The sequence below is a fragment of the Streptococcus sp. 343_SSPC genome, from assembly GCF_001072385.1.
In the GTDB taxonomy this organism is placed as follows: domain Bacteria; phylum Bacillota; class Bacilli; order Lactobacillales; family Streptococcaceae; genus Streptococcus.
In genome coordinates this window covers 143,388-161,464 of the sequence record NZ_JVKU01000026.1, presented here as the reverse complement: position 1 = coordinate 161,464, position 18,077 = coordinate 143,388, and the positions used below count along the sequence as shown (strand labels likewise).

Genomic DNA, 18,077 nt, shown 5'->3' with positions numbered 1-18,077 from the left:
TGCTTGGTATCTTTGTTCGCTTTTTAAGCTCCAAATATTACCTAATGAGGGAAACAAAGTTTCCTTTATCTGCAACCTTCAACAGTCTCCCAGACTGTTGAAGCTGTGCGGAGGTGAGACGACGAAATCGAATTCTAACGAGTTACCGATTTCTGTCCCACTCTCTCTTAGTTCGATTCCTCTAAGAGGGCCTGGATTCTATCCAGATACTGATTATCGGTCACTGCCATCACGCGCACGCCTTCTGGCCAGATAAAGTCGGGACTGATCTGACTTCGCAAAGGCTGGTCTTCCGCATCTCGATAGCCAATAATATTGAGTTGATATTGGTCTCTGATTTCCAAGTCTCGGATGCTTTTTCCTACCCAGCTAGCTGGAACTGTAAACTCGACCACCAGCACTGCTTCATCCAACTGGAAGACTTCAATCCCGTGTTGGAAAAGGATCATCTTAGCTAGGGACATCCCCGCTTCTACCTCTGGTAGGATGACCAAATCAGCCCCAATCTTCTCAAGGACTTCCTTGGTCACTTCATTTTTGACCTTGGCAATGACGTTTTCGACGCCAAGTGCCTTACAGTGCATGACAGCCAGTACACTGGACTCCAGGTTTTCTCCCGTCGCGATAACGACCGTATCACAGTTCCCAATATCTGCTGCATCCAAGAGGTCCAACTCCGTAATATCTCCAACAATTCCAGTTGTAATCATGGATTCATACTGATTAATCACATCTTCGTGATCATCAATTGCAATAATATCCACATCCTGGTCCTGCAGAGTTTTCAGGACACTCTGTCCAAAAATTCCTAGTCCCAGAATTCCAATGGTTCGATTCGCCATGAGTTTCTCCTATCCGATAATGATGTCTGCCTTGGCATACTGCAAGGTATCTGCTTTCTCGGCTTGGTAATTGTTCAAGCTAACCATGAGGGTCAAAGGACCAATCCGTCCGATAAACATGAGGACCATAATAATGGCTAGTCCCGCTCCATTTAAGGTCGAGGTTACATTAGCTGTCACTCCCACTGTCGCTAGAGCGGATACCACCTCAAAGACCAAATAAATAAAGCGTTGGCCATCCGGCGTCACTAAACAGATTCCTAATAGACCCACTAAGAAGGTCAACTGGAAAATCACCGCCGTCCCAAAGGAACGTTGAACAATGTCTGGTGAAATCGTACGTTTTCCTAAATTGGTATGTGGTAGCCCCAATAGTTCCTTCCGAGCCAGGAGCAAGAGGACCAGGAAGGTGGTGATCTTCATGCCCCCTGCTGTCCCGCCTGGTGCTCCACCTAAAAACATCTGCAAGAGATAGACGAAGAGCGTCACTGGTCGGACTGCTGTATAATCTAAGGAAGCAAAACCAGCTGTCCGCATGCTGACGGTTTGGAAAAAGCTGACTAAAATTTTCTCTCCCAAGGGGAGGGCCCCAATGGTTGCCGGATTATCAAACTCGGTCAAGAGACTGGTTACTGTCCCAAAGAGAAGGATCGCAGCTGTTAACCAGAGAACCACCTTGGTATGGAAGCGAAGAGTTCGCCGTCCTGATTGATTGCGGGCCTTGGTGGCTAGGTCAAACCAGACCATGAAGCCCAAGCCCCCAGTAATAATAAGGGCAGACAAGGTCAGATTGACCAACCAATCGGTCTGGAAGCTCATCATACTATCGCCTCCAAAATTATCAAAGCCCGCATTACAGAAAGCGGAAACCGCGACAAAGATAGAGTTAAAGATTCCATGGCCCCAACCAAAGCGAGGAATGAAGCGAATCATGAGGAGCAAGGCCCCCAGTCCTTCGATGGTAAAGGTGGTAATGAAAATAGAACGGACAAAACGGGCCAAGCTCTGGTTATTGCTAAAGCTAAAGCTGTCCCGAATGGTCTGTCGGTCCTTGTAGCTGAGCTTTTGACGACTTTCCATAAAGAAGAGACCGATAAAGGTCAAGATCCCCAGGCCACCGATCTGAATCAAGAGCATACAGATCAACTGCCCCCAAGCATTGTAGGTCGAGGCTACTGACTGGGTAAAGAGCCCTGTCACACAGACCATGGAGACCGCTGTAAAAAGGTGGTCGACATAGCCTGCTTTTGAGCTTGCTTGCTGGACAAAAGGCAGACTCAATAAGAGGGAGCCAATTAAGATAACCAAGAAAAAGCTGAAAAAGATCCTCCTTGCTGGAGACAGACTTTTCATCTTGGACTGCCATTGTTTAAATAATAATTTGACTAACATAGCTTCATTGTACCATAAAAAGAGAATAGACCTACAAGTGAAGAACCATTTCTAGGCACAATTCTAAGGCTTTATCGAATGCTTCAGATCCCCAGTCACGCTGGTCATAATTTTCCAGGTCTGCAAGAGAATCTGCGGTAAATAGGAGCAAGCCCCAAACCGCATCACGAAGCTGGGCTACTGCTGCCAGTGAGGCGCACTCCATCTCCACCACACTACACCCTTCTTCAATGCGATAGGCCACCTTGTCAGGCGTTTCTCGATAAAAGCCATCCGTCGACCAGGTCATGACCTCTTGATAGGGAATTTCTTTTCCTTTTAAGACAGTTTCAATGGCGGTCAATGCACGACTGTCCACTTCCATATAACGAGATGGCGCCACATAATGGTAACTAGCTCCCTCATCTCGCAAGGCTTTTGTTGGGATTAAAAAGGCATTTTCTTCCATGTCTACCAAGACGCCACAGCTACCTGCCGAAATCATCTTCTTCACCCCATAGCCAATTAACCAATCCATGAATTGAGCTGCTGGTGCAGATCCAACTGGCGCTTGGGCTAAGCAGATTTCCTCTCCTTGGTGCTCCATGACATAAACCGGATAGGTCTTGGTAGCTGAGACAAAGCTAGCTACTTGTTTGGCTCCAGCAGCTTTGGCAAAGCGGTCAATCTCATCCTCTAAGAAAGCATAAACGCATTTATCAGGTAAATGCAGGTCTAACCCCTCATGAGTCGGCATAATGACTGCCTGTGGGTTGTCATCAAACTCTAAAATAGGAATTTCATGTTTATGGATCATCAGCTACCTCCAATCTTTGTTTGTAACATTATATAAGTCTATCTAGCCGGTGTCAAGAAGAGATAGCGAAAAGGACGAATTCCCTTATGAGTCAGTTTAAAATGAAAAAGTGATCTTCGCATCAAGGCACTAGACAACAAACAAGAGCGCACCTTCACCAAGAAACAAGTGATGTCGAATTTGAAATAAGCATTTATTTCAAGATTAAAAAAAATTCTAGTAGACATCCTCTACTAGAATTTTTTTGTTAGTCAATGACAATCATAGCCTTGATGGTCTTGCGTTCATCCATGTCTTTATAGGCTTGATCAATCTCGTCCAAGCTATAGCTATGGGTGAAGACGCGTCCTGGATTGATATCTCCGTCAAGCACTGCTTTCAGCAAGAACTGTTTGTCATAAGTTGTTACGGAAGCTGCTCCACCTGCAACAGAAATGTTTTGGGCAAAGGTGGATCCAAGAGCACGGTTATTGTAGTGAGGCACACCGACAAAACCTAAGCGCCCTCCATTGTGAAGAACCCCAAGGGCTTGGTCGACTGCTGCCGCTGTACCGACACATTCAAGAGCGGCATCTGCTCCTCCTCCAAGGATTTCACGGACCTTGGCAATCCCGTCTTCCCCGCGCTCCGCAACAACGGCTGTCGCTCCAAATTCCAGAGCCAATTGTTGACGGTCCTCATGCCGACTCATGAGGACAATTTGCGATGCTCCCCGCATCTTAGCTGCAATCACAGCACATTGACCAACAGCACCGTCACCAATAACAACTACCTTGTCACCTTTTTGCACATCAGCCACACGCGCCGCATGGTAGCCTGTCGGCATGACATCTGCCAGCGTCAAGAAGGATTTGAGCATGGCTTCTGTATAATCAGATGGTTGACCAGGGATTTTGACAAGAGCCCAGTTAGCATACTCGAAGCGCATGTACTCCGCTTGCACCCCGTCAGACCAGTTGCTGCCAATATGTCGGTCACAGGTCCCATCATAGCCAGCACGACAGGCATCACACTCCCCACAACCATGAGTGAAAGGGGCGATGACAAAGTCTCCTGGTTTGACCGTAGTAATGGCCTCACCGATTTCTTCCACAATCCCAATGGCTTCGTGGCCACTATTTTGATGACCCGCTTCAATATCTGGATTGCGGTAGCTCCAGAGATCGGATCCACAGACACAGGTGCGAACGAGGCGGAGAATGACATCATCTGGTGCTTCTATGTGTGGACGCTCCACTTCTACAAGGCCCACTTGCCCAGCTTTTGTATAGACTGTTTTCTTCATAGGAACAACCTACTTTCTATTGCTTACTTACCTATAGTATACACTTTTTATCGAGCTTTAGCCCACTTCCTGATTTAAAACTCCATCATTTAATCATATTTTTTCCCATACTTCTTTTCTAGCATTTTCTTAATCAGATAGGGCATTTTGACATTTTCGCGGCCTCTCTTATCAATCAATTTTCTGACAAAATCGGGCATTTGAATATCTTTTTCTGCTTCCAAAATCTGACCTGTACTTGAAGAAGCTTCCAACTCATCAAAAGTCTCTAGCTGAGGTTGATAGTCACTATAGTCACCATCTATATGAGACTGAATAGTTGACAAAAGGGCTTTAATCAGTCGTGAATCGCTATTTGGCATAGGAGGTCGGTGATAAGCCACTCCGATCTCCTGGCATAGCTCCTTACACTCCACATCATTATCAAAAAGAACTTCAATATGCTCACTAATAAAGGCAATCGGAACAAAAATATAGTGGTTCGGGTGTTCCTTCTCATCATGAAGGTATTCTAAGACATCAGGTTTAATCCAAGGAATACCTATATCACTCTCACTCTGCCATGTATTAGTGTACTGTTCTTCCTTTAGCCCTAAAATCTCCGCAATCAAGCGACTATTGTCATAAATCTGGTCGATATAGGGGTCACCGAAATCTATTGCCAAAACTGGGACACTGTGGGCTGAAAAAATCACCCTAAAGCTGTCATCTCCAATCTTATCTAAAATCTTTTGGATCTCATCAGCCCAATAGTGGAGTAGGTCAGGTTCGCGGTACCAGTCCTTGATAATTTGAAACCTAATCTGCTCACTTTCTAAAAATTTCTCATACCCCATGACAGAATAGTAAGAATAATGAGGCTCTAAAATCAAGCACAAACATTCTTCAATTCCGTCATTCTCCATTTCTTTGATCACATCTGTGATGAAAGGGCGGGAAAATTTGTTGGCAAAGTAAACCGACGCTTGATTTCCAAGAGCAGTAGCAACCATGTCCACTTCTTCTCTAGTTATCCTTTGGAGTGGGGTTCCACCGATTCGGACGTAATTGTCATATAAAGTCTGAATTTCATGTGGTTCAGGACGAACCCCACGGCGTATATTTGTGAAAAATTCCGCTACTCCTTCATAGGTAATCTCTTCTGGTGAACCAAAAGTCATCATCAACACAGCTCTTTTACTCATAATTACTCCTTGTTCTACATTTGTTCTATTTTATCATGAAAAGGCTTACTTTAGGGAACTCTTTTATAAATCATTTGGAAGAAGAAACTAATTTTCTAGGTAAATACACAAGCTATTAAAAGAAATCATTCAAAGAAAGTGGAACAAATATCTTTTTATGTCCAATCCGATACTGTATTATTCTTTGAAAACAACATCTATTTGAAATGACCATCTTTCATGTAAGGAGAGAAGATTTGAATCTCTTTCTAAGAATTTCTACACAATAGAAAAAGTGGATAAAGAAACATTCTTCTATCCACTTTATTGTTTACAGCTTTTATTCGCTACGTAAAGATTCCACTGGGTCTTTCTTTGCGGCGATGCGTGAAGGGATGAGACCTGCCAACATCGTTAATACAATCGAGATACCGATGAGGATGAGCGCTGCTTCCCATGGTAACTGCGCCACGTTCTCCACGTTGGTCATTTTCGCAACGACGGCATTGATTGGAAGTGTTGCAAGGAGTGTAATGGCGATACCGAGCACTCCGGAGATAAATCCTTCGATGGCTGTTTCTGCCGTGAAGATGCGACGGATGTCTTTCTTCGAAGCCCCCATTGCACGTAGGATTCCGATTTCTTTTGTACGTTCGAGAACCGAGATGTAGGTGATAATCGCAATCATAATCGATGATACGATGAGCGAGATGGCTACGAAACCAACGAGTACGGTTGTAATCACGCCCACCATTGTCGTAATGGAGGACATGATGGTTTGAATATCGTCGGAGTAGGCGAGCACTTTGTCGTCTTCGCCGGCGTCTTTTTTCGCCGTGTTATAGGTGTTGATGAAGTCCTTCAACTCTTGTTTTTGTTGGAAGGAAGAGGTGTAGAACTCGATGGCAGCCGGTTTGGATTTGTCGATGACACCCAATTTCGCGAGGTTTTCCTCGTAAGTGGCAGCCGAGTTTTCGTTGTATTGTTGGATGTATTGCGCTTGTTGTTCAGGCGTCAATTTGACCAACTGGATTTTTTCTTCTTCGGTTAAATCAGCCGAATTGAATGGTTTTGGATCTTTGGCAAATTCTTTTCCAGTAAATACATTGATAGTTGGGTTAGCTTCTTGCTCTTTTACGATGTCACTATTTTGAATTTGTTCAGAAGTGTAATCGATAAGGGCGCTTGTATAAGCCACCCCACCAGAAGGAGAGTTCACCCCAGAACTGGTTCCTTCTTTTTGACGAAGAACGCCGACAATTTTAAGCTCGAGGCCATTCTCGATTTGCGTCTTCATATAGGCTTCGTCGTCAATTTTATTCATCCATTGGTTGTTTTCTTTGACGAAGCGGTTCGTGTTGACAACAGCTTTGAAAGTTTTTCCAATGAAATCCCTATACTGATAGGTTTGAGATTTGAGTTCATCCAGTTTCTTCGGATCGTTTAATTCGCTAGGGTCTTTGATGCGTAAGCTATAAAGGAGGAGGTCACTGATTTGGTTCTCTTCATCCACGATCAGGACGATTTCAGATTTATCCTTCGGAAGGCGACCTTCTAGCACATCATATTGCGCATTAAGCATGGCCTCGTCGCTTGAAAGTTGGCTCCAGTAGTCGATGTTTTGCAAATAGCCTTTAATTGTTTGGTTGGCCGTATCGACTTCGTCCGCGAGGTTAGACGGAAGAATACTCTTTGGACCGTTGGAGGTGTCACTGGCGTAAATATAGGGTTGTAAATTGTACTGGTAACGAATATCTTTTGTAAGGGTTGCGACTTCTGAAGCGTGTTTATCCAAGTAAGTCTTGAAGGAAGCGAGGTCATTTTTCCCGATTTGTTTTTTCAATAGATTCGTTAGAAGCGTATTGACACCGAGTTCGTTTTTATCCCTATAAGGCTTTTCACTCAAGTCTGGAGAGGTTGCCATCAGATTACTCTGGTTCTGCTCGCTAATCGTCAGTGGCAAAGAGACGAGAGTGTCTTCTTGCACCTTCTTCACATAGTCGCTCACACCATTTGAGAGGGCCAAGATCAGGGCAATCCCGATAATCCCGATGGAACCAGCAAAGGCAGTCAGAAATGTCCGACCTTTCTTCGTCAATAAGTTATTAAACGAAAGGGCTAGAGCTGTCATAAAGCTCATCTTCGTCCTCGTGAACTGAATGTCACCTTGTTTGGTTTCTTGGGTTGGTTCGTAAGGATTCGAGTCGCTCAAGATGTTTCCATCTAATACTTGTACGATACGAGTGGAGTAGGTCTGTGCCAAATCTGGGTTATGCGTCACCATGATGACCAGACGTTCCTTGGCGATGTCTTTTAATAACTCCATGATTTGAACAGAAGTCTCAGAATCAAGCGCTCCTGTTGGCTCATCGGCTAAAACGACTTTAGGATTATTGACAAGGGCACGCGCAATCGCGATTCGTTGCATTTGTCCGCCAGACATTTGGCTTGGTTTCTTATATAAATGATCTTTTAGGCCAACGCGTTCAAGTGCTTCGATGGCACGCTTCTTACGTTCCGATTTAGAAACGCCAGAGAGCGTCATTGCAATCTCGACGTTTGAGAGTGCCGTTTGGTGACCAATCAGATTATAAGATTGGAAGACGAAACCAATCGTGTGGTTTCTGTAGCTATCCCAATCGCGATCTTTAAATTGCTTGGTTGATTTTCCTTGGATGAGTAAATCACCCGATGTGTATTGGTCGAGTCCACCGATGATATTTAAGAGGGTGGTTTTCCCAGAACCCGATTGCCCGAGAATGGAGACAAACTCGTTCTCGCGGAAATTCATTGAGATATCTTTCAGCGCGTGAAACTCTTGATTGCCTGTATGATATACTTTTGAAATATGTTGTAGTTGTAACATATGCTCGATCCTTTCATAAATGCGAGTAGTATATCACAATTTGAATTTTGAATCAATATATTAAATAGATTTTTTCTAAAATATTCTCAACAAAGGAATGATCAATTTTCATTAATGGTGGTGGTGATCATGTCCGCTCGGACTCTCTATGGCATGGATATCACGTTTATGGCAGGCATGACTAACTTGATCGCTATCCACTTCAATGGTAATATTATGAAAGCCAATGTCCTTTAGATAGTGACGGATAGCTGTTTTACTCGCTTCCATGTCTTCTATCCGCTTGAGACAGACATGAACAATGGCATTTTTCTCCAATCCATCCATGGTCCAGAGATTGAGCTGATTGATACTAGCGACATTGTCCACCTGCTCTAAGCCATTCTTAACTTGCTTGATCTCTACCCCTTCTGGCACAGCATCGAGGAAAATCTTAAGGGTGCTCCAAAAACGAGGAAGGGCTTTGGACAAGATGAAAGCAGAAATCAGAAGAGATAAGAGAGGATCAAGGAAATACCAGTCCGTATAACGCAAAATAATGGCAACGATAATCACAGCTAGCCAACCTAGTGTGTCCTCAAGGAAATGGAGGCTCAGGATGGATTCATTCTTGGTCTGCCCCTTCCGGACAATAAGGCTAGCCGTTAAATTAATAGCAATGGCGATGATGCCCAACCAAAGCATGCCCTTATGATCCACTGGTTGAGGTTCGATAAATTTACTGATATTTTCCAAAATAACGAGAGTGGAACCTGTAATAAGGATGACTGCCGTTAGGATGGCACCTAAGAGGCTAAAACGCTTGTAACCTAGGGAATAGCGACTGTCCTCCTCCCGATTGGAAATACTTTCGAGAAAAGCTGAAATGCCAATAGCCAAGGCATCTCCCAAGTCATGGACAGCATCCGCTAAGATCGCACTGGAGCCAAAGAGCCCTCCAAAGATAAATTCGATAATGGCAAAACTAAAATTTAAGAGAAAGGCTAGCCAAACGGCAAATTTTGAACTCAATTTTTGACCTCCTTTGGTATATGGTATATGGTATAATGGGAATAAATGATTCTCTCACTAGTATTATCTCCCACTTTATTTAGAAAGGATAGAAGCAAACCGTTCTCTGTGTACGTTATTGAACAGTTTGTTCGAATTGTCTATATGAGCCAAACCGATCGACGGATTGCTAAAACAAAAAAAGCGATCTATACATCCTTCTTAGAACTGTTGAATAGCAAAGGCTACCAAGCGATAACTGTTCAAGATATTATTGATCTGGCAGATGTTGGGCGCTCTACCTTTTACAGTCATTATGAAAGCAAAGAACTCTTGCTAGACGAGCTCTGCCACTATCTCTTCCATCATTTATTTGAACGAGAAGCCCATGTCTCAGCAGAAGATTACTTGGCTCATATTTTTCTCCATTTCAGGAAAAACCAGGACCATGTGAGCAGTCTTCTCCTATCAAAAAATGACTACTTTCTCCGCCAGCTCCATAAGGAATTAGAAGCCCATGTCTTTCCGATGGTAGCTGAGGACTTAAAAAAAGGGCATCCCACTATCCCTACCTCTTACCTCAAGCACTTTGTCATCACCAACTTCACTGAAACCCTTACTTGGTGGTTAAAAAAAGGGAAATCTTATAACGAGCAAGAAGTTGTTCGCTTTTATTTAGACATCATGGAAATGACAATTAAACAAAAATAAATCATCCTTATTCTACTAGAAAGGTTATCTTATGAACCTCCTTATTCTTCTTGGTATTTTTACAGCCTTCTTAGCCCTTGCTTTTGCTCTTCTTCATTTCATGGCTAGCCTTTCAGAATTAAGAAATGGCAAAAAGACCCTAGGAAATCGGCTTCTCCTTATTGGGAGTAGCCTTGCCACCGTATCTCTCACACTCTACTTCTTTTTGCCGATTATCGCACTATCTCTTTGGCTGATTGGCTGTGGGTTGATTTGCTACGGAGCCTATTGGAATGGCAAGCACAAAGAAAACTTCCATCCCGCCCACCATGTTATTCGGATTGGAATCGCTCTGGTACTTACTATCTTATTAGCCTTACTATAAAAAGAGCTCAAGTTTATCAATGAAAACTTGAGCTCTTTTAGTATTCTATTCATCATCCAAAATTGCTATACCTTCTACAGTTTATAAAATAAAAAAACAAATGCCAAAAATGACGTTTATTTTTAATCCGAAACAAGGCTTTTGCTTCACTTTTTTAGATGCTCAAGCCATCAACACCATGAGAATAGGGATGACCACCATGGTAGCAAGGGTCGTCTCTGTCACCATAACCGCTGCGTAATCACTATCGGCTCCGTAGAGGTTGGCAACGACCGGGGCATTGGTCATCACTGGCATAGCGGACTGGATGATAAAGACTTGCTTCATCAAACTTGGAAGAGGGGCCCAGTAAACAATGGTCGCCATTAAGAGAGGAGCAACCAGGAAGCGACCTAATAGAATCAGTAGCTGATCTTTTCCCAGAACTAATTGCTTCAGGCCTATATGAGACACTGACAAACCGATAAAGATCATGGATAAGGGAGTCGTTAAATTTCCCAGGTACTGTAAATCACTGGCTAAAAAGGATGGCAACTTTATCTGCAGCATCACCATGACTAGTCCTAAGAGAAAGCCCATTAGAGGAGGAGAAAAGACTTTTTTCAGACTCGTTTTGAGATCAAACTGAGCTTCTCCCTCACCATCTCGTTGGATCAGGTAGGTCCCCAAGGTCCAGAAAAAAGTCGTATTACACATGTAATAGATCAAAACATAGGGAATACTAGCATCCCCGAAAAGGGCTTGGTTAATGGGGAGCCCCACGAAAATGGTATTGGAGTTAAAAAACATAGAAATAAAGAGACCACGGCGCTCCTGTCTCACTGCAAAGATCCTGGCTACTCCTGTCGCTATTCCAAGCAAAATGACCATAGACAAGGCTGGAAACCGCAATGCTGGCAACATTTTTAGGAGGTCAGTTGCTGTGAAACGCTGCGTGATGGTATAGAGCATATAGCAGGGAAGAGCAACTTGAGTGACTAGTTTTGCGATCAGGCCACGTGACTTATCATCAAACCAACCTTTTTCACCGATGACAAAGCCCACTAAAATAATGCCTAGGATGACGAGGATACCTGATATACTCTTAAGAAAGATACCCATGTTCTCTCCTTTTCTTTTTATAAATTTGAACTAGAAAACCCATTATTTTCAAGTCTCAAAAACTACTCTAGTATATCACAAATAGAGCTCGATTTTTCAAACAAAGAGGACCTTCTCGGTCCTCTTGATAAATGGATTCAAATGGTTATTAAGCTTTCTTGGCCGCCTTCGTCCATTGGTACCAACCAACTAGACTGTTGATTAAGTAAATGAAGTATTTCCCTTGAATTTGAAGGCTCTCTCCCCACCAAAGGTAGATAGAGAAAACGTTGGTCGCTGCCCAGAAAATCCACTGTTCACGGTAAACAGCCGTCATCAAGAGTTGGCCGACCCCATTTGTTGCATCCGTGATGGAATCTCGATACGGACGATTGGCCCCAATTGACTGATAAATAAGCCCGAAAACTAACCACCAAAGCACGCTAATTGATAAGTACTTGATCCATCCCACCGCATCCAATTTACGGGCAACAAATTCCTGCTGTTCTTTTTTGAACTGGGCTTGATAGATCCAAGCCAAGAGACCAATTGGCTGCATGATGGTGAAATAGAGAGTTATCAAAACCTCACCGTAGAAGCCTTTTTGAAGGGCAAGCACAAGATAAATGACAGAATTGATCAAACCAAAGAGATAGTTACTGGCAAATCAAATCGAGTTATCTGAGGAAGCACCCGATGATCATGAAACGTTATTAAACACAAAAGTCACCCATGTGAGTTCTTGCCAGAAGCTGAAGTTAATCCTTCAACCTGGAAAACCCTCAGAGGTGACTTTTTCTATACATCTCGATTTTTCTGGCAATAATCATTAACCGATAAATATGTCTGTGAATCACCCAGCGACTCCGCTATGTCCATAATCCGCGGTGGTAGTAATCCCACTCGCTGGACAAGTTCGTGATCGCTGAACAATTCCCGTGGACTGCCGGCGAAGCCAAACTTCCCGTGTTCCATAACATACACCGACTCAAACTCGGCGGCAACCCAATCCATGTCATGGGTGATGGTCACAACTTGGTGGCCCGAATCAGCCAACTGATGGAAAATTGCGGTCAACTTGCGCCGGCTTTCCCAATCAAGCGACATCATCGGCTCATCAAATAAATAAATCGCCGGATCCACTGCCAAAACTGTGGCAATGCTCAACAGCTTGCGTTCCGACAATGACAGGTCATATGGACTTTCAGCTGTTTTATCATCCAAGCCAACTCTTTTTAGAGCCGCTAAAGCCCGCCTCGTAATCGTGTCGTGGTCATCCATGACCTGCGCGACACTCCACTCCACCTCTCGTTGAACGGTCGGGTTGAAAAGCTGATCGTCAGGATTCTGAAAAGTAATCCCAACCTTCAGTAACTTTTCGACTGGTTTAAGATCATTAAAATTTTCTCCATCGATCTTAATCACACCGGTTTGTGGTGTCAGCAAGCCCGTCAACAATTTGAAGAGCGTTGATTTGCCGGCACCATTTTGGCCGACAATCGCCACCATCGGATCGGCGAAGCGTTTGTCTTCAACATCCAAGCTAAAGGACCGTTCCGGATAAGTGAACGTCAGGTGGCTCAGTTCAATTGTGGACATAACGAACCTCCTTCAGATCAGCGTAATTCACCGGATACCGGCCATCAGCCATGTGCCAATCCATTTTTTGAGCAAGTTGCTGGATTGTCGGGGCTGGAATCTGCCAGTCAGCTGCCAAATGATTAAACACCTCACCCGGCCTGCCCTGGGCTACCATTTGACCCTCGTGCAGCACCCACACAACGTCGGCGACTTCGCACAAATCGTCAATTTCACTGGTGACAATGAAGACAGTCGTCTCTTTGACTTGGGCCAGCCATTGGAAAAATTGCCGGCGGCCAAGGGGATCCATCTGACTGGTCGGATCATCCATAATCAAAACAGCCGGATTAGCCACAATCGCCATGGCAATTGCCAACCGCTGGATCTGACCACCGGAAAGGCTCTCGGGACGCAAATTCAGCTGTTCAATCAGCTCCATTTGCGTGGCAACTTCTTCAACCCGTTTTTGAATCAGTCCTTCAGCCATTCCCTGATTAATCAAGTCAAAGGCTATTTCATCGGCAACCGTGTCTGCCAATCCGCTTAGTTGGCCAGCTGGATTTTGCAGTACAACTCCATTCATGGCATTATAAACGGGCCAATTGTCGGACACTCGCTGGCCAAACATGTGCCAGTCGCCCTCAATCTCAGCAGACACAATTTTGGGAATGACCCCTGCCAGCACACGGCACAAAGTCGATTTGCCGGAGTGGCTATTCCCGATAATCCCAACCACCTGGCCGGTATGAACCTCCGCGTTAATCTGACGCAGTTGTGGTTGCTCAGTACCCGGATAACGGGTGGTCAAATTTTCAATTACAATCCGTTTATCTTCGTCCATATCTTCCACCCAATCAATAAAATTGCCAATCCAGTCAGACCAATGTGCAGCATCCGCGACAGGCGATACACGCGCTGGGAGGTTCTGACAGTCCGGTTGAGATTATCAAAACCTCTCAGTTGGAGAGAAATCGACCGCGTCATCGATTGATCCAAGGTCTTAATCACCAATGGAATTAGAACCGGCAGGACTGACTTTAATTTCTGAATCAACGTTTTTTGCGGATTGGTTCCGCGAACTTTTTGTGCCTGCTGGATTTTCCGCATATTGCGCATCATTTCCGGCAAAATATAACACACCGACATCAGAACGTAGACGGTTTTATAAGACAATCCGGACAGTTCCAAATAGGCCGCGTTTTCTGAAATACTCGTGGTCACCATAAAAAAGCCACTGGTCAAAATAATCACCAATACTCGACAACCCAGAGTGGTGGCGTAAATCAGGCCTTCTTTGTAGAACGACACCCCAAGCACAGAAAACAGCACAGTTTGATTCCGACTGTAAAATAACCCTTGGATGATCAGCATGGTGCAAATCAAAAACAGACTGAATCCCAGCGCCTTAAAGATGGTAGAACTCAATTTGGAAAATAACAATAGCAGTGTTGCGACAAGAATTAATCCGGCCTGAAGTAATAAATTCATACTGGCAAAGCTCAACAACGTCATGTCCAAGATGAACAAGAGCTTAGTAATCGGATCGATCACCTGGTACCACTTGAGCTTGACCCGTGGCGCTCCAGAAATCAATGTTTGATCAGTCATCATTTATCACCGCTAAAGAAGTGCACCATCCGCTTCGGCAGCTGGCGATAGATGAAGAATGCCAGGTAGGCCACGCAGACTTTATCCAAAATATCCAAGACAAACTCATCGGTAAATGAGGCCAGCCACACTGGTGCATGATTGGCGACCATTACCGCAAACAATGAGTCACCCCAAGCGATACCGGTCTGACCACCCCAAAAGATGACGTTAAGTGGCGTTGAAATGACAGCTGAAACGATGGCAATAATAATAGCAGAAACAAATACTCGTCGCGCTGACGAGAACCACCCATTGGCGTGCAAAACTCCGACAGCAATCCCAATTCCGATGCTGGTAATCGCATACACGGTTGAAATTGGCGATAAGGTCAGCCCATAGATCACGTTGTTGATGAAACCACTGATGGCACCGGCAACCGGCCCAGCCAACATGCTGGCAAGAAAGGTTCCCAAAGACCCCAGCCAAACGGGCAACTTTAACCCCTCCGCCAAGGCTTTAGCAACATAGTTAATCCCCACGGCAGCGGGAATCAAAGTCATGGTGGCAGCACTTAACTTAAATTTCCACATACTGGTACGATGAATCGGTTCTGTTTTCATAATCTTCTCCTTTTGTTTTTAAAGAGCCGTGTCTGTTTAGACTTTCGGACGCAACGCTCTATAGATTTTTATGCTTGAACTGCCATCATTTTAGCAGAATCACCTTAGTCGACATCGGATCTTCTCCTTAAAAGCACTTGTTCAACAGTTCACAATTAATCATACACCGATTTCATCAGAAGTCAAGAATTTTCTGAATTTTTCTTGAAAACGTTCGGGAATTAAAAAAAAGCTCCTCAAGGCTAGAGGATATTGCCCCTACAAGTCTCAAAAACTACTCTAGTATATCACAAAAAGAGGTGGGCAACATGCCCAACCTCTAGTGGTTTATAAATCATTAATTCTAGTCCTTCTTGCTAACCTTCAACAACTAAATTGATCCGGTTCATGGAGATAAAATTAGAAAGTAACTTAAATAACGTGACTTATATTTCTAGTTTAAGTGACATTATTTCTCAATCATCCCTTCCTGAGTCAAAAAGTCACGCGCCACTTGATTAGCTGACCTGCCTTCTACTCCGACTTGGTAGTTCATCTGGCTCATTTGCTCTGCTGTGATTTTACCAGCTAACTGGTTGAGAATTCCTTCCAATTCTGGATGTTTCTTAAGAAGAGCTTCTTTCATGAGGGGAGCCCCTTGATATGGCGGGAAGAGTTGCTTGTCATCTTGGAGGACCACCAGGTCATAGCGAGCAAGCTCGGCATCCGTTGAGTAGGCATCTGTGATCTGGATATCACCAGACTGGATAGCCTGGTAGCGAAGGGCTGGCTCCATGGTGGAGACTTGTAGATGGAGTCCGTAAACTTTCTGCAAGCCCTTGTTCCCATCCTCTCGGTCATTAAACTCCAAGGTAAATCCTGCCTTGAGTTGTCCTTCCACCTTTTTCAAATCTGAAATGGTCTTGAGGCCATACTCTTGGGAAATTTTCTTAGGGACTGCAACAGCATAGGTATTCTGATAAGCCATGGGTTTGAGCAAGGCCAGGTTGTCTTGTTTCTTGATCCCATCTCGGGCTGCTTGATAGACTGCTTCTGGATCATGGTTGACTTGCGGCGTCGGCTTGAGGAGACTTTCGGTCACGGTCCCTGTAAACTCTGGATAGATTGCAATATCCCCTTTTTTCAGAGCTTCATAGAGGAAAGTGGTTTTGCCAAAATTCGGTTTGACGGTCACTGTCATGTCTGTCTTTTCTTCGATCAAAATCTTGTACATATTGGCTAGAATTTCCGGTTCAGGACCCAACTTTCCAGCGATGACCAGATTTTCTTTTTCCGGTTTGGGAAGAAGACTTGGCGTATAAGAAACTCCCAATCCGAGTACCATGATAGAAAAGGCTGCAAAGATGGTCCGCAATTTGGCCTTTTCCATCCATTTGAGAAGAAGGTTAAAGGCGATGGCTAAGAAGGCAGAAGACAGGGCACCGATCAAAATCAGACTGGCATTATTGCGGTCAATCCCTAGAAGGATAAAGGAACCGAGTCCCCCTGCTCCAATCAAGGCAGCTAGGGTAGCCGTCCCGATAATCATCACAGCTGCTGTCCGAATCCCTGACATGATGACGGGCATGGCCAAGGGAATCTCAAACTTCTTGAGTCGCTCCAACTTGGTCATCCCAAAGGCGATTCCCGCTTCTTCAAGGCTTGGATCAATCCCTTGTAAACCGGTGATGGTATTTTGAAGGATGGGGAAAATGGCATAGATGACGAGAGCTGTCAAGGCAGGAAGTGTCCCAATCCCCATGATGGGAATGAAGAGCCCCAAAAGAGCCATGGAAGGAATGGTCTGGAAGATGCCAGCTACCTGTAAAACCCAGTTGCTGGCTCTCTTGCGTGTACTTAAATAAATAGCCAGAGGGACCGCCAGAAAAATCGCAAGGAGTAAGGTCAGTAATGACAGTTGCAAATGTTGCCCCAGTGCAGTGAGCCAGTCTCCAAAGCGTTCTTGAAAGGTTGCAAGTAGTTTAGACATGGTGAGCACCTCCAAATAAATCCGCAACAAAGTCATTGGCTGGCTGGGCTAGGATGGTTTCAGAATCCGCCACCTGCACAATCTCTCCTTCTTGTAGCACCGCAATCCGATCGCCTAATTTCAAGGCTTCGTCTGTATCATGTGTTACGAAGATAGTTGTCATACCAAATTCTTTGTGCAATTCTTTGGTAAGAGCCTGCAACTGCTTACGGGAAATAGCATCGAGAGCAGAGAAAGGCTCATCCATCAGTAAGATTTTAGGCTCTGCAATGATGGCCCGCACAATGCCTATCCGTTGTTGCTCGCCACCAGATAATTCGCTTGGTAACCGATAGGCATAGTCTGCAGCAGGCAGGCCCACCTTGTCCAAGAGTTCTTCGGCTTTAGAGGCGATTTGTTCTTTTGTCCAGCCCTTCATCTCAGGAATCAGAGCTATATTTTCCGCAACCGTTAGATTTGGAAAGAGAGCAATGGCCTGCAAAACATAACCAGTAGAAAGACGTAACTCCCGTTCATCATAGTCCTTGATCCGTTTTCCATCCATGTATATATTGCCATCAGTCGGCTCCAAAAGACGATTGATCATCTTGAGCATGGTGGTCTTTCCAGACCCTGAAGGACCCACTAACACCATGAATTCTCCATTTTCAATGCGGAGATTGACATCTTTTAAAATGTCCTTATCCGTGTAGCGCAAGGCTACATGTTTATATTCAATCATGTTCTTCCTCACCATCTTCTTAAAAGCTAAGATCCTTATCTCACTTTTTATAAGAGTGTAATCATTATTATAACATTGTAATGCTAGAAATTACATCTGTCAACGAT

Annotated in this window: 17 protein-coding genes and 1 pseudogene; 3 read left to right on the top strand and 15 right to left on the bottom strand. The window is 44.4% G+C overall.

Going from position 1 to position 18,077, the window contains the following annotated elements:
- Positions 1-67: 67 nt before the first annotated feature.
- Entirely contained in the window at positions 68-256 is a 189-nt protein-coding gene (locus tag ADH27_RS10445) for a hypothetical protein (RefSeq protein WP_239681785.1), read from the top strand.
- Here ADH27_RS10445 and ADH27_RS08425 read toward each other — a convergent pair.
- The 7 genes from ADH27_RS08425 to ADH27_RS08395 all read right to left on the bottom strand — a co-directional run bounded on the left by ADH27_RS08425 (position 168) and on the right by ADH27_RS08395 (position 9,355).
- A complete protein-coding gene (locus ADH27_RS08425) occupies positions 168-842 on the bottom strand; it encodes a potassium channel family protein (protein WP_048717318.1) in 675 nt (224 codons plus the stop codon). The two genes, ADH27_RS10445 and ADH27_RS08425, sit on opposite strands and share 89 nt — an antisense overlap.
- Before the next feature lie 9 nt (positions 843-851).
- Positions 852-2,234 (bottom strand): TrkH family potassium uptake protein, encoded by a 1,383-nt coding sequence (locus ADH27_RS08420; protein WP_048717316.1) that lies wholly within the window; start codon positions 2,232-2,234, stop codon positions 852-854.
- 31 nt (positions 2,235-2,265) lie between these two features.
- Positions 2,266-3,030: a nucleoside phosphorylase gene (locus ADH27_RS08415; protein ID WP_048717314.1), complete on the bottom strand. Its 765-nt coding sequence runs from the start codon at positions 3,028-3,030 to the stop codon at positions 2,266-2,268.
- Between the two features lie 247 nt (positions 3,031-3,277).
- Entirely contained in the window at positions 3,278-4,315 is a 1,038-nt protein-coding gene (locus tag ADH27_RS08410) for a zinc-binding dehydrogenase (RefSeq protein ID WP_048717312.1), read from the bottom strand.
- Positions 4,316-4,404: 89 nt separating this feature from the next.
- Positions 4,405-5,499, bottom strand: a complete 1,095-nt coding sequence (gene hemH, locus ADH27_RS08405) for a ferrochelatase (protein ID WP_048717310.1) — start codon at positions 5,497-5,499, stop codon at positions 4,405-4,407.
- A gap of 319 nt (positions 5,500-5,818) precedes the next feature.
- Complete coding sequence (locus tag ADH27_RS08400; protein ID WP_048717308.1) at positions 5,819-8,344, bottom strand: ATP-binding cassette domain-containing protein; 2,526 nt, start codon at positions 8,342-8,344, stop codon at positions 5,819-5,821.
- 111 nt (positions 8,345-8,455) lie between these two features.
- Positions 8,456-9,355: a cation diffusion facilitator family transporter gene (locus ADH27_RS08395; RefSeq protein WP_048717307.1), complete on the bottom strand. Its 900-nt coding sequence runs from the start codon at positions 9,353-9,355 to the stop codon at positions 8,456-8,458.
- Positions 9,356-9,499: 144 nt separating this feature from the next.
- On the opposite strand from ADH27_RS08395, the gene ADH27_RS08390 reads away from it, so the two are divergent.
- Positions 9,500-10,045, top strand: coding sequence for a TetR/AcrR family transcriptional regulator (locus tag ADH27_RS08390; RefSeq protein ID WP_048717365.1), 546 nt, complete (start codon positions 9,500-9,502; stop codon positions 10,043-10,045).
- Between the two features lie 31 nt (positions 10,046-10,076).
- Positions 10,077-10,409 carry a hypothetical protein gene (locus ADH27_RS08385; RefSeq protein ID WP_048717305.1) on the top strand — a complete coding sequence of 111 codons (333 nt, stop codon included), beginning with the start codon at positions 10,077-10,079 and terminating at the stop codon, positions 10,407-10,409.
- Positions 10,410-10,571: 162 nt separating this feature from the next.
- On the opposite strand, the gene ADH27_RS08380 is transcribed toward ADH27_RS08385, so the two are convergent.
- From ADH27_RS08380 to ADH27_RS08345, 8 genes and pseudogenes are all read right to left on the bottom strand, one after another.
- Complete coding sequence (locus tag ADH27_RS08380) at positions 10,572-11,510, bottom strand: AEC family transporter (protein WP_048717303.1); 939 nt, start codon at positions 11,508-11,510, stop codon at positions 10,572-10,574.
- A gap of 148 nt (positions 11,511-11,658) precedes the next feature.
- A pseudogene (gene pnuC / locus ADH27_RS08375) lies at positions 11,659-12,153 on the bottom strand (nicotinamide riboside transporter PnuC); the annotation flags it as partial.
- A gap of 134 nt (positions 12,154-12,287) precedes the next feature.
- Positions 12,288-13,088, bottom strand: a complete 801-nt coding sequence (locus tag ADH27_RS08370) for an energy-coupling factor ABC transporter ATP-binding protein (protein ID WP_048717301.1) — start codon at positions 13,086-13,088, stop codon at positions 12,288-12,290.
- Positions 13,075-13,911, bottom strand: coding sequence for an ABC transporter ATP-binding protein (locus tag ADH27_RS08365; RefSeq protein ID WP_048717299.1), 837 nt, complete (start codon positions 13,909-13,911; stop codon positions 13,075-13,077). Before ADH27_RS08365 ends, ADH27_RS08370 begins: the two co-directional genes overlap by 14 nt.
- Entirely contained in the window at positions 13,887-14,678 is a 792-nt protein-coding gene (locus ADH27_RS08360; RefSeq protein ID WP_193389728.1) for an energy-coupling factor transporter transmembrane component T, read from the bottom strand. Before ADH27_RS08360 ends, ADH27_RS08365 begins: the two co-directional genes overlap by 25 nt.
- On the bottom strand, positions 14,678-15,280 hold the full coding sequence (locus tag ADH27_RS08355) for a hypothetical protein (protein ID WP_021153833.1): 603 nt from the start codon (positions 15,278-15,280) through the stop codon (positions 14,678-14,680). The genes ADH27_RS08360 and ADH27_RS08355 overlap by 1 nt, the downstream gene beginning before the upstream one ends.
- A 448-nt stretch (positions 15,281-15,728) precedes the next feature.
- The gene (locus tag ADH27_RS08350; protein ID WP_048717295.1) at positions 15,729-17,249 is read right to left on the bottom strand and encodes an ABC transporter permease/substrate-binding protein; all 1,521 of its coding nucleotides are present in this window, start codon (positions 17,247-17,249) and stop codon (positions 15,729-15,731) included.
- Positions 17,242-17,970, bottom strand: a complete 729-nt coding sequence (locus ADH27_RS08345; RefSeq protein ID WP_048717293.1) for an ABC transporter ATP-binding protein — start codon at positions 17,968-17,970, stop codon at positions 17,242-17,244. The genes ADH27_RS08350 and ADH27_RS08345 overlap by 8 nt, the downstream gene beginning before the upstream one ends.
- Positions 17,971-18,077: the final 107 nt, after the last annotated feature.

Coding starts and splice junctions, on each gene's coding strand:
- ADH27_RS08425 (WP_048717318.1), bottom strand. CDS start 842: ATGGCGAATCGAACCATTGGAATTCTGGGACTAGGAATTTTTGGACAG.
- ADH27_RS08420 (WP_048717316.1), bottom strand. CDS start 2,234: ATGTTAGTCAAATTATTATTTAAACAATGGCAGTCCAAGATGAAAAGT.
- ADH27_RS08415 (WP_048717314.1), bottom strand. CDS start 3,030: ATGATCCATAAACATGAAATTCCTATTTTAGAGTTTGATGACAACCCA.
- ADH27_RS08410 (WP_048717312.1), bottom strand. CDS start 4,315: ATGAAGAAAACAGTCTATACAAAAGCTGGGCAAGTGGGCCTTGTAGAA.
- hemH (WP_048717310.1), bottom strand. CDS start 5,499: ATGAGTAAAAGAGCTGTGTTGATGATGACTTTTGGTTCACCAGAAGAG.
- ADH27_RS08400 (WP_048717308.1), bottom strand. CDS start 8,344: ATGTTACAACTACAACATATTTCAAAAGTATATCATACAGGCAATCAA.
- ADH27_RS08390 (WP_048717365.1), top strand. CDS start 9,500: ATGAGCCAAACCGATCGACGGATTGCTAAAACAAAAAAAGCGATCTAT.
- ADH27_RS08385 (WP_048717305.1), top strand. CDS start 10,077: ATGAACCTCCTTATTCTTCTTGGTATTTTTACAGCCTTCTTAGCCCTT.
- ADH27_RS08380 (WP_048717303.1), bottom strand. CDS start 11,510: ATGGGTATCTTTCTTAAGAGTATATCAGGTATCCTCGTCATCCTAGGC.
- ADH27_RS08370 (WP_048717301.1), bottom strand. CDS start 13,088: ATGTCCACAATTGAACTGAGCCACCTGACGTTCACTTATCCGGAACGG.
- ADH27_RS08365 (WP_048717299.1), bottom strand. CDS start 13,911: ATGGACGAAGATAAACGGATTGTAATTGAAAATTTGACCACCCGTTAT.
- ADH27_RS08360 (WP_193389728.1), bottom strand. CDS start 14,678: ATGACTGATCAAACATTGATTTCTGGAGCGCCACGGGTCAAGCTCAAG.
- ADH27_RS08355 (WP_021153833.1), bottom strand. CDS start 15,280: ATGAAAACAGAACCGATTCATCGTACCAGTATGTGGAAATTTAAGTTA.
- ADH27_RS08350 (WP_048717295.1), bottom strand. CDS start 17,249: ATGTCTAAACTACTTGCAACCTTTCAAGAACGCTTTGGAGACTGGCTC.
- ADH27_RS08345 (WP_048717293.1), bottom strand. CDS start 17,970: ATGATTGAATATAAACATGTAGCCTTGCGCTACACGGATAAGGACATT.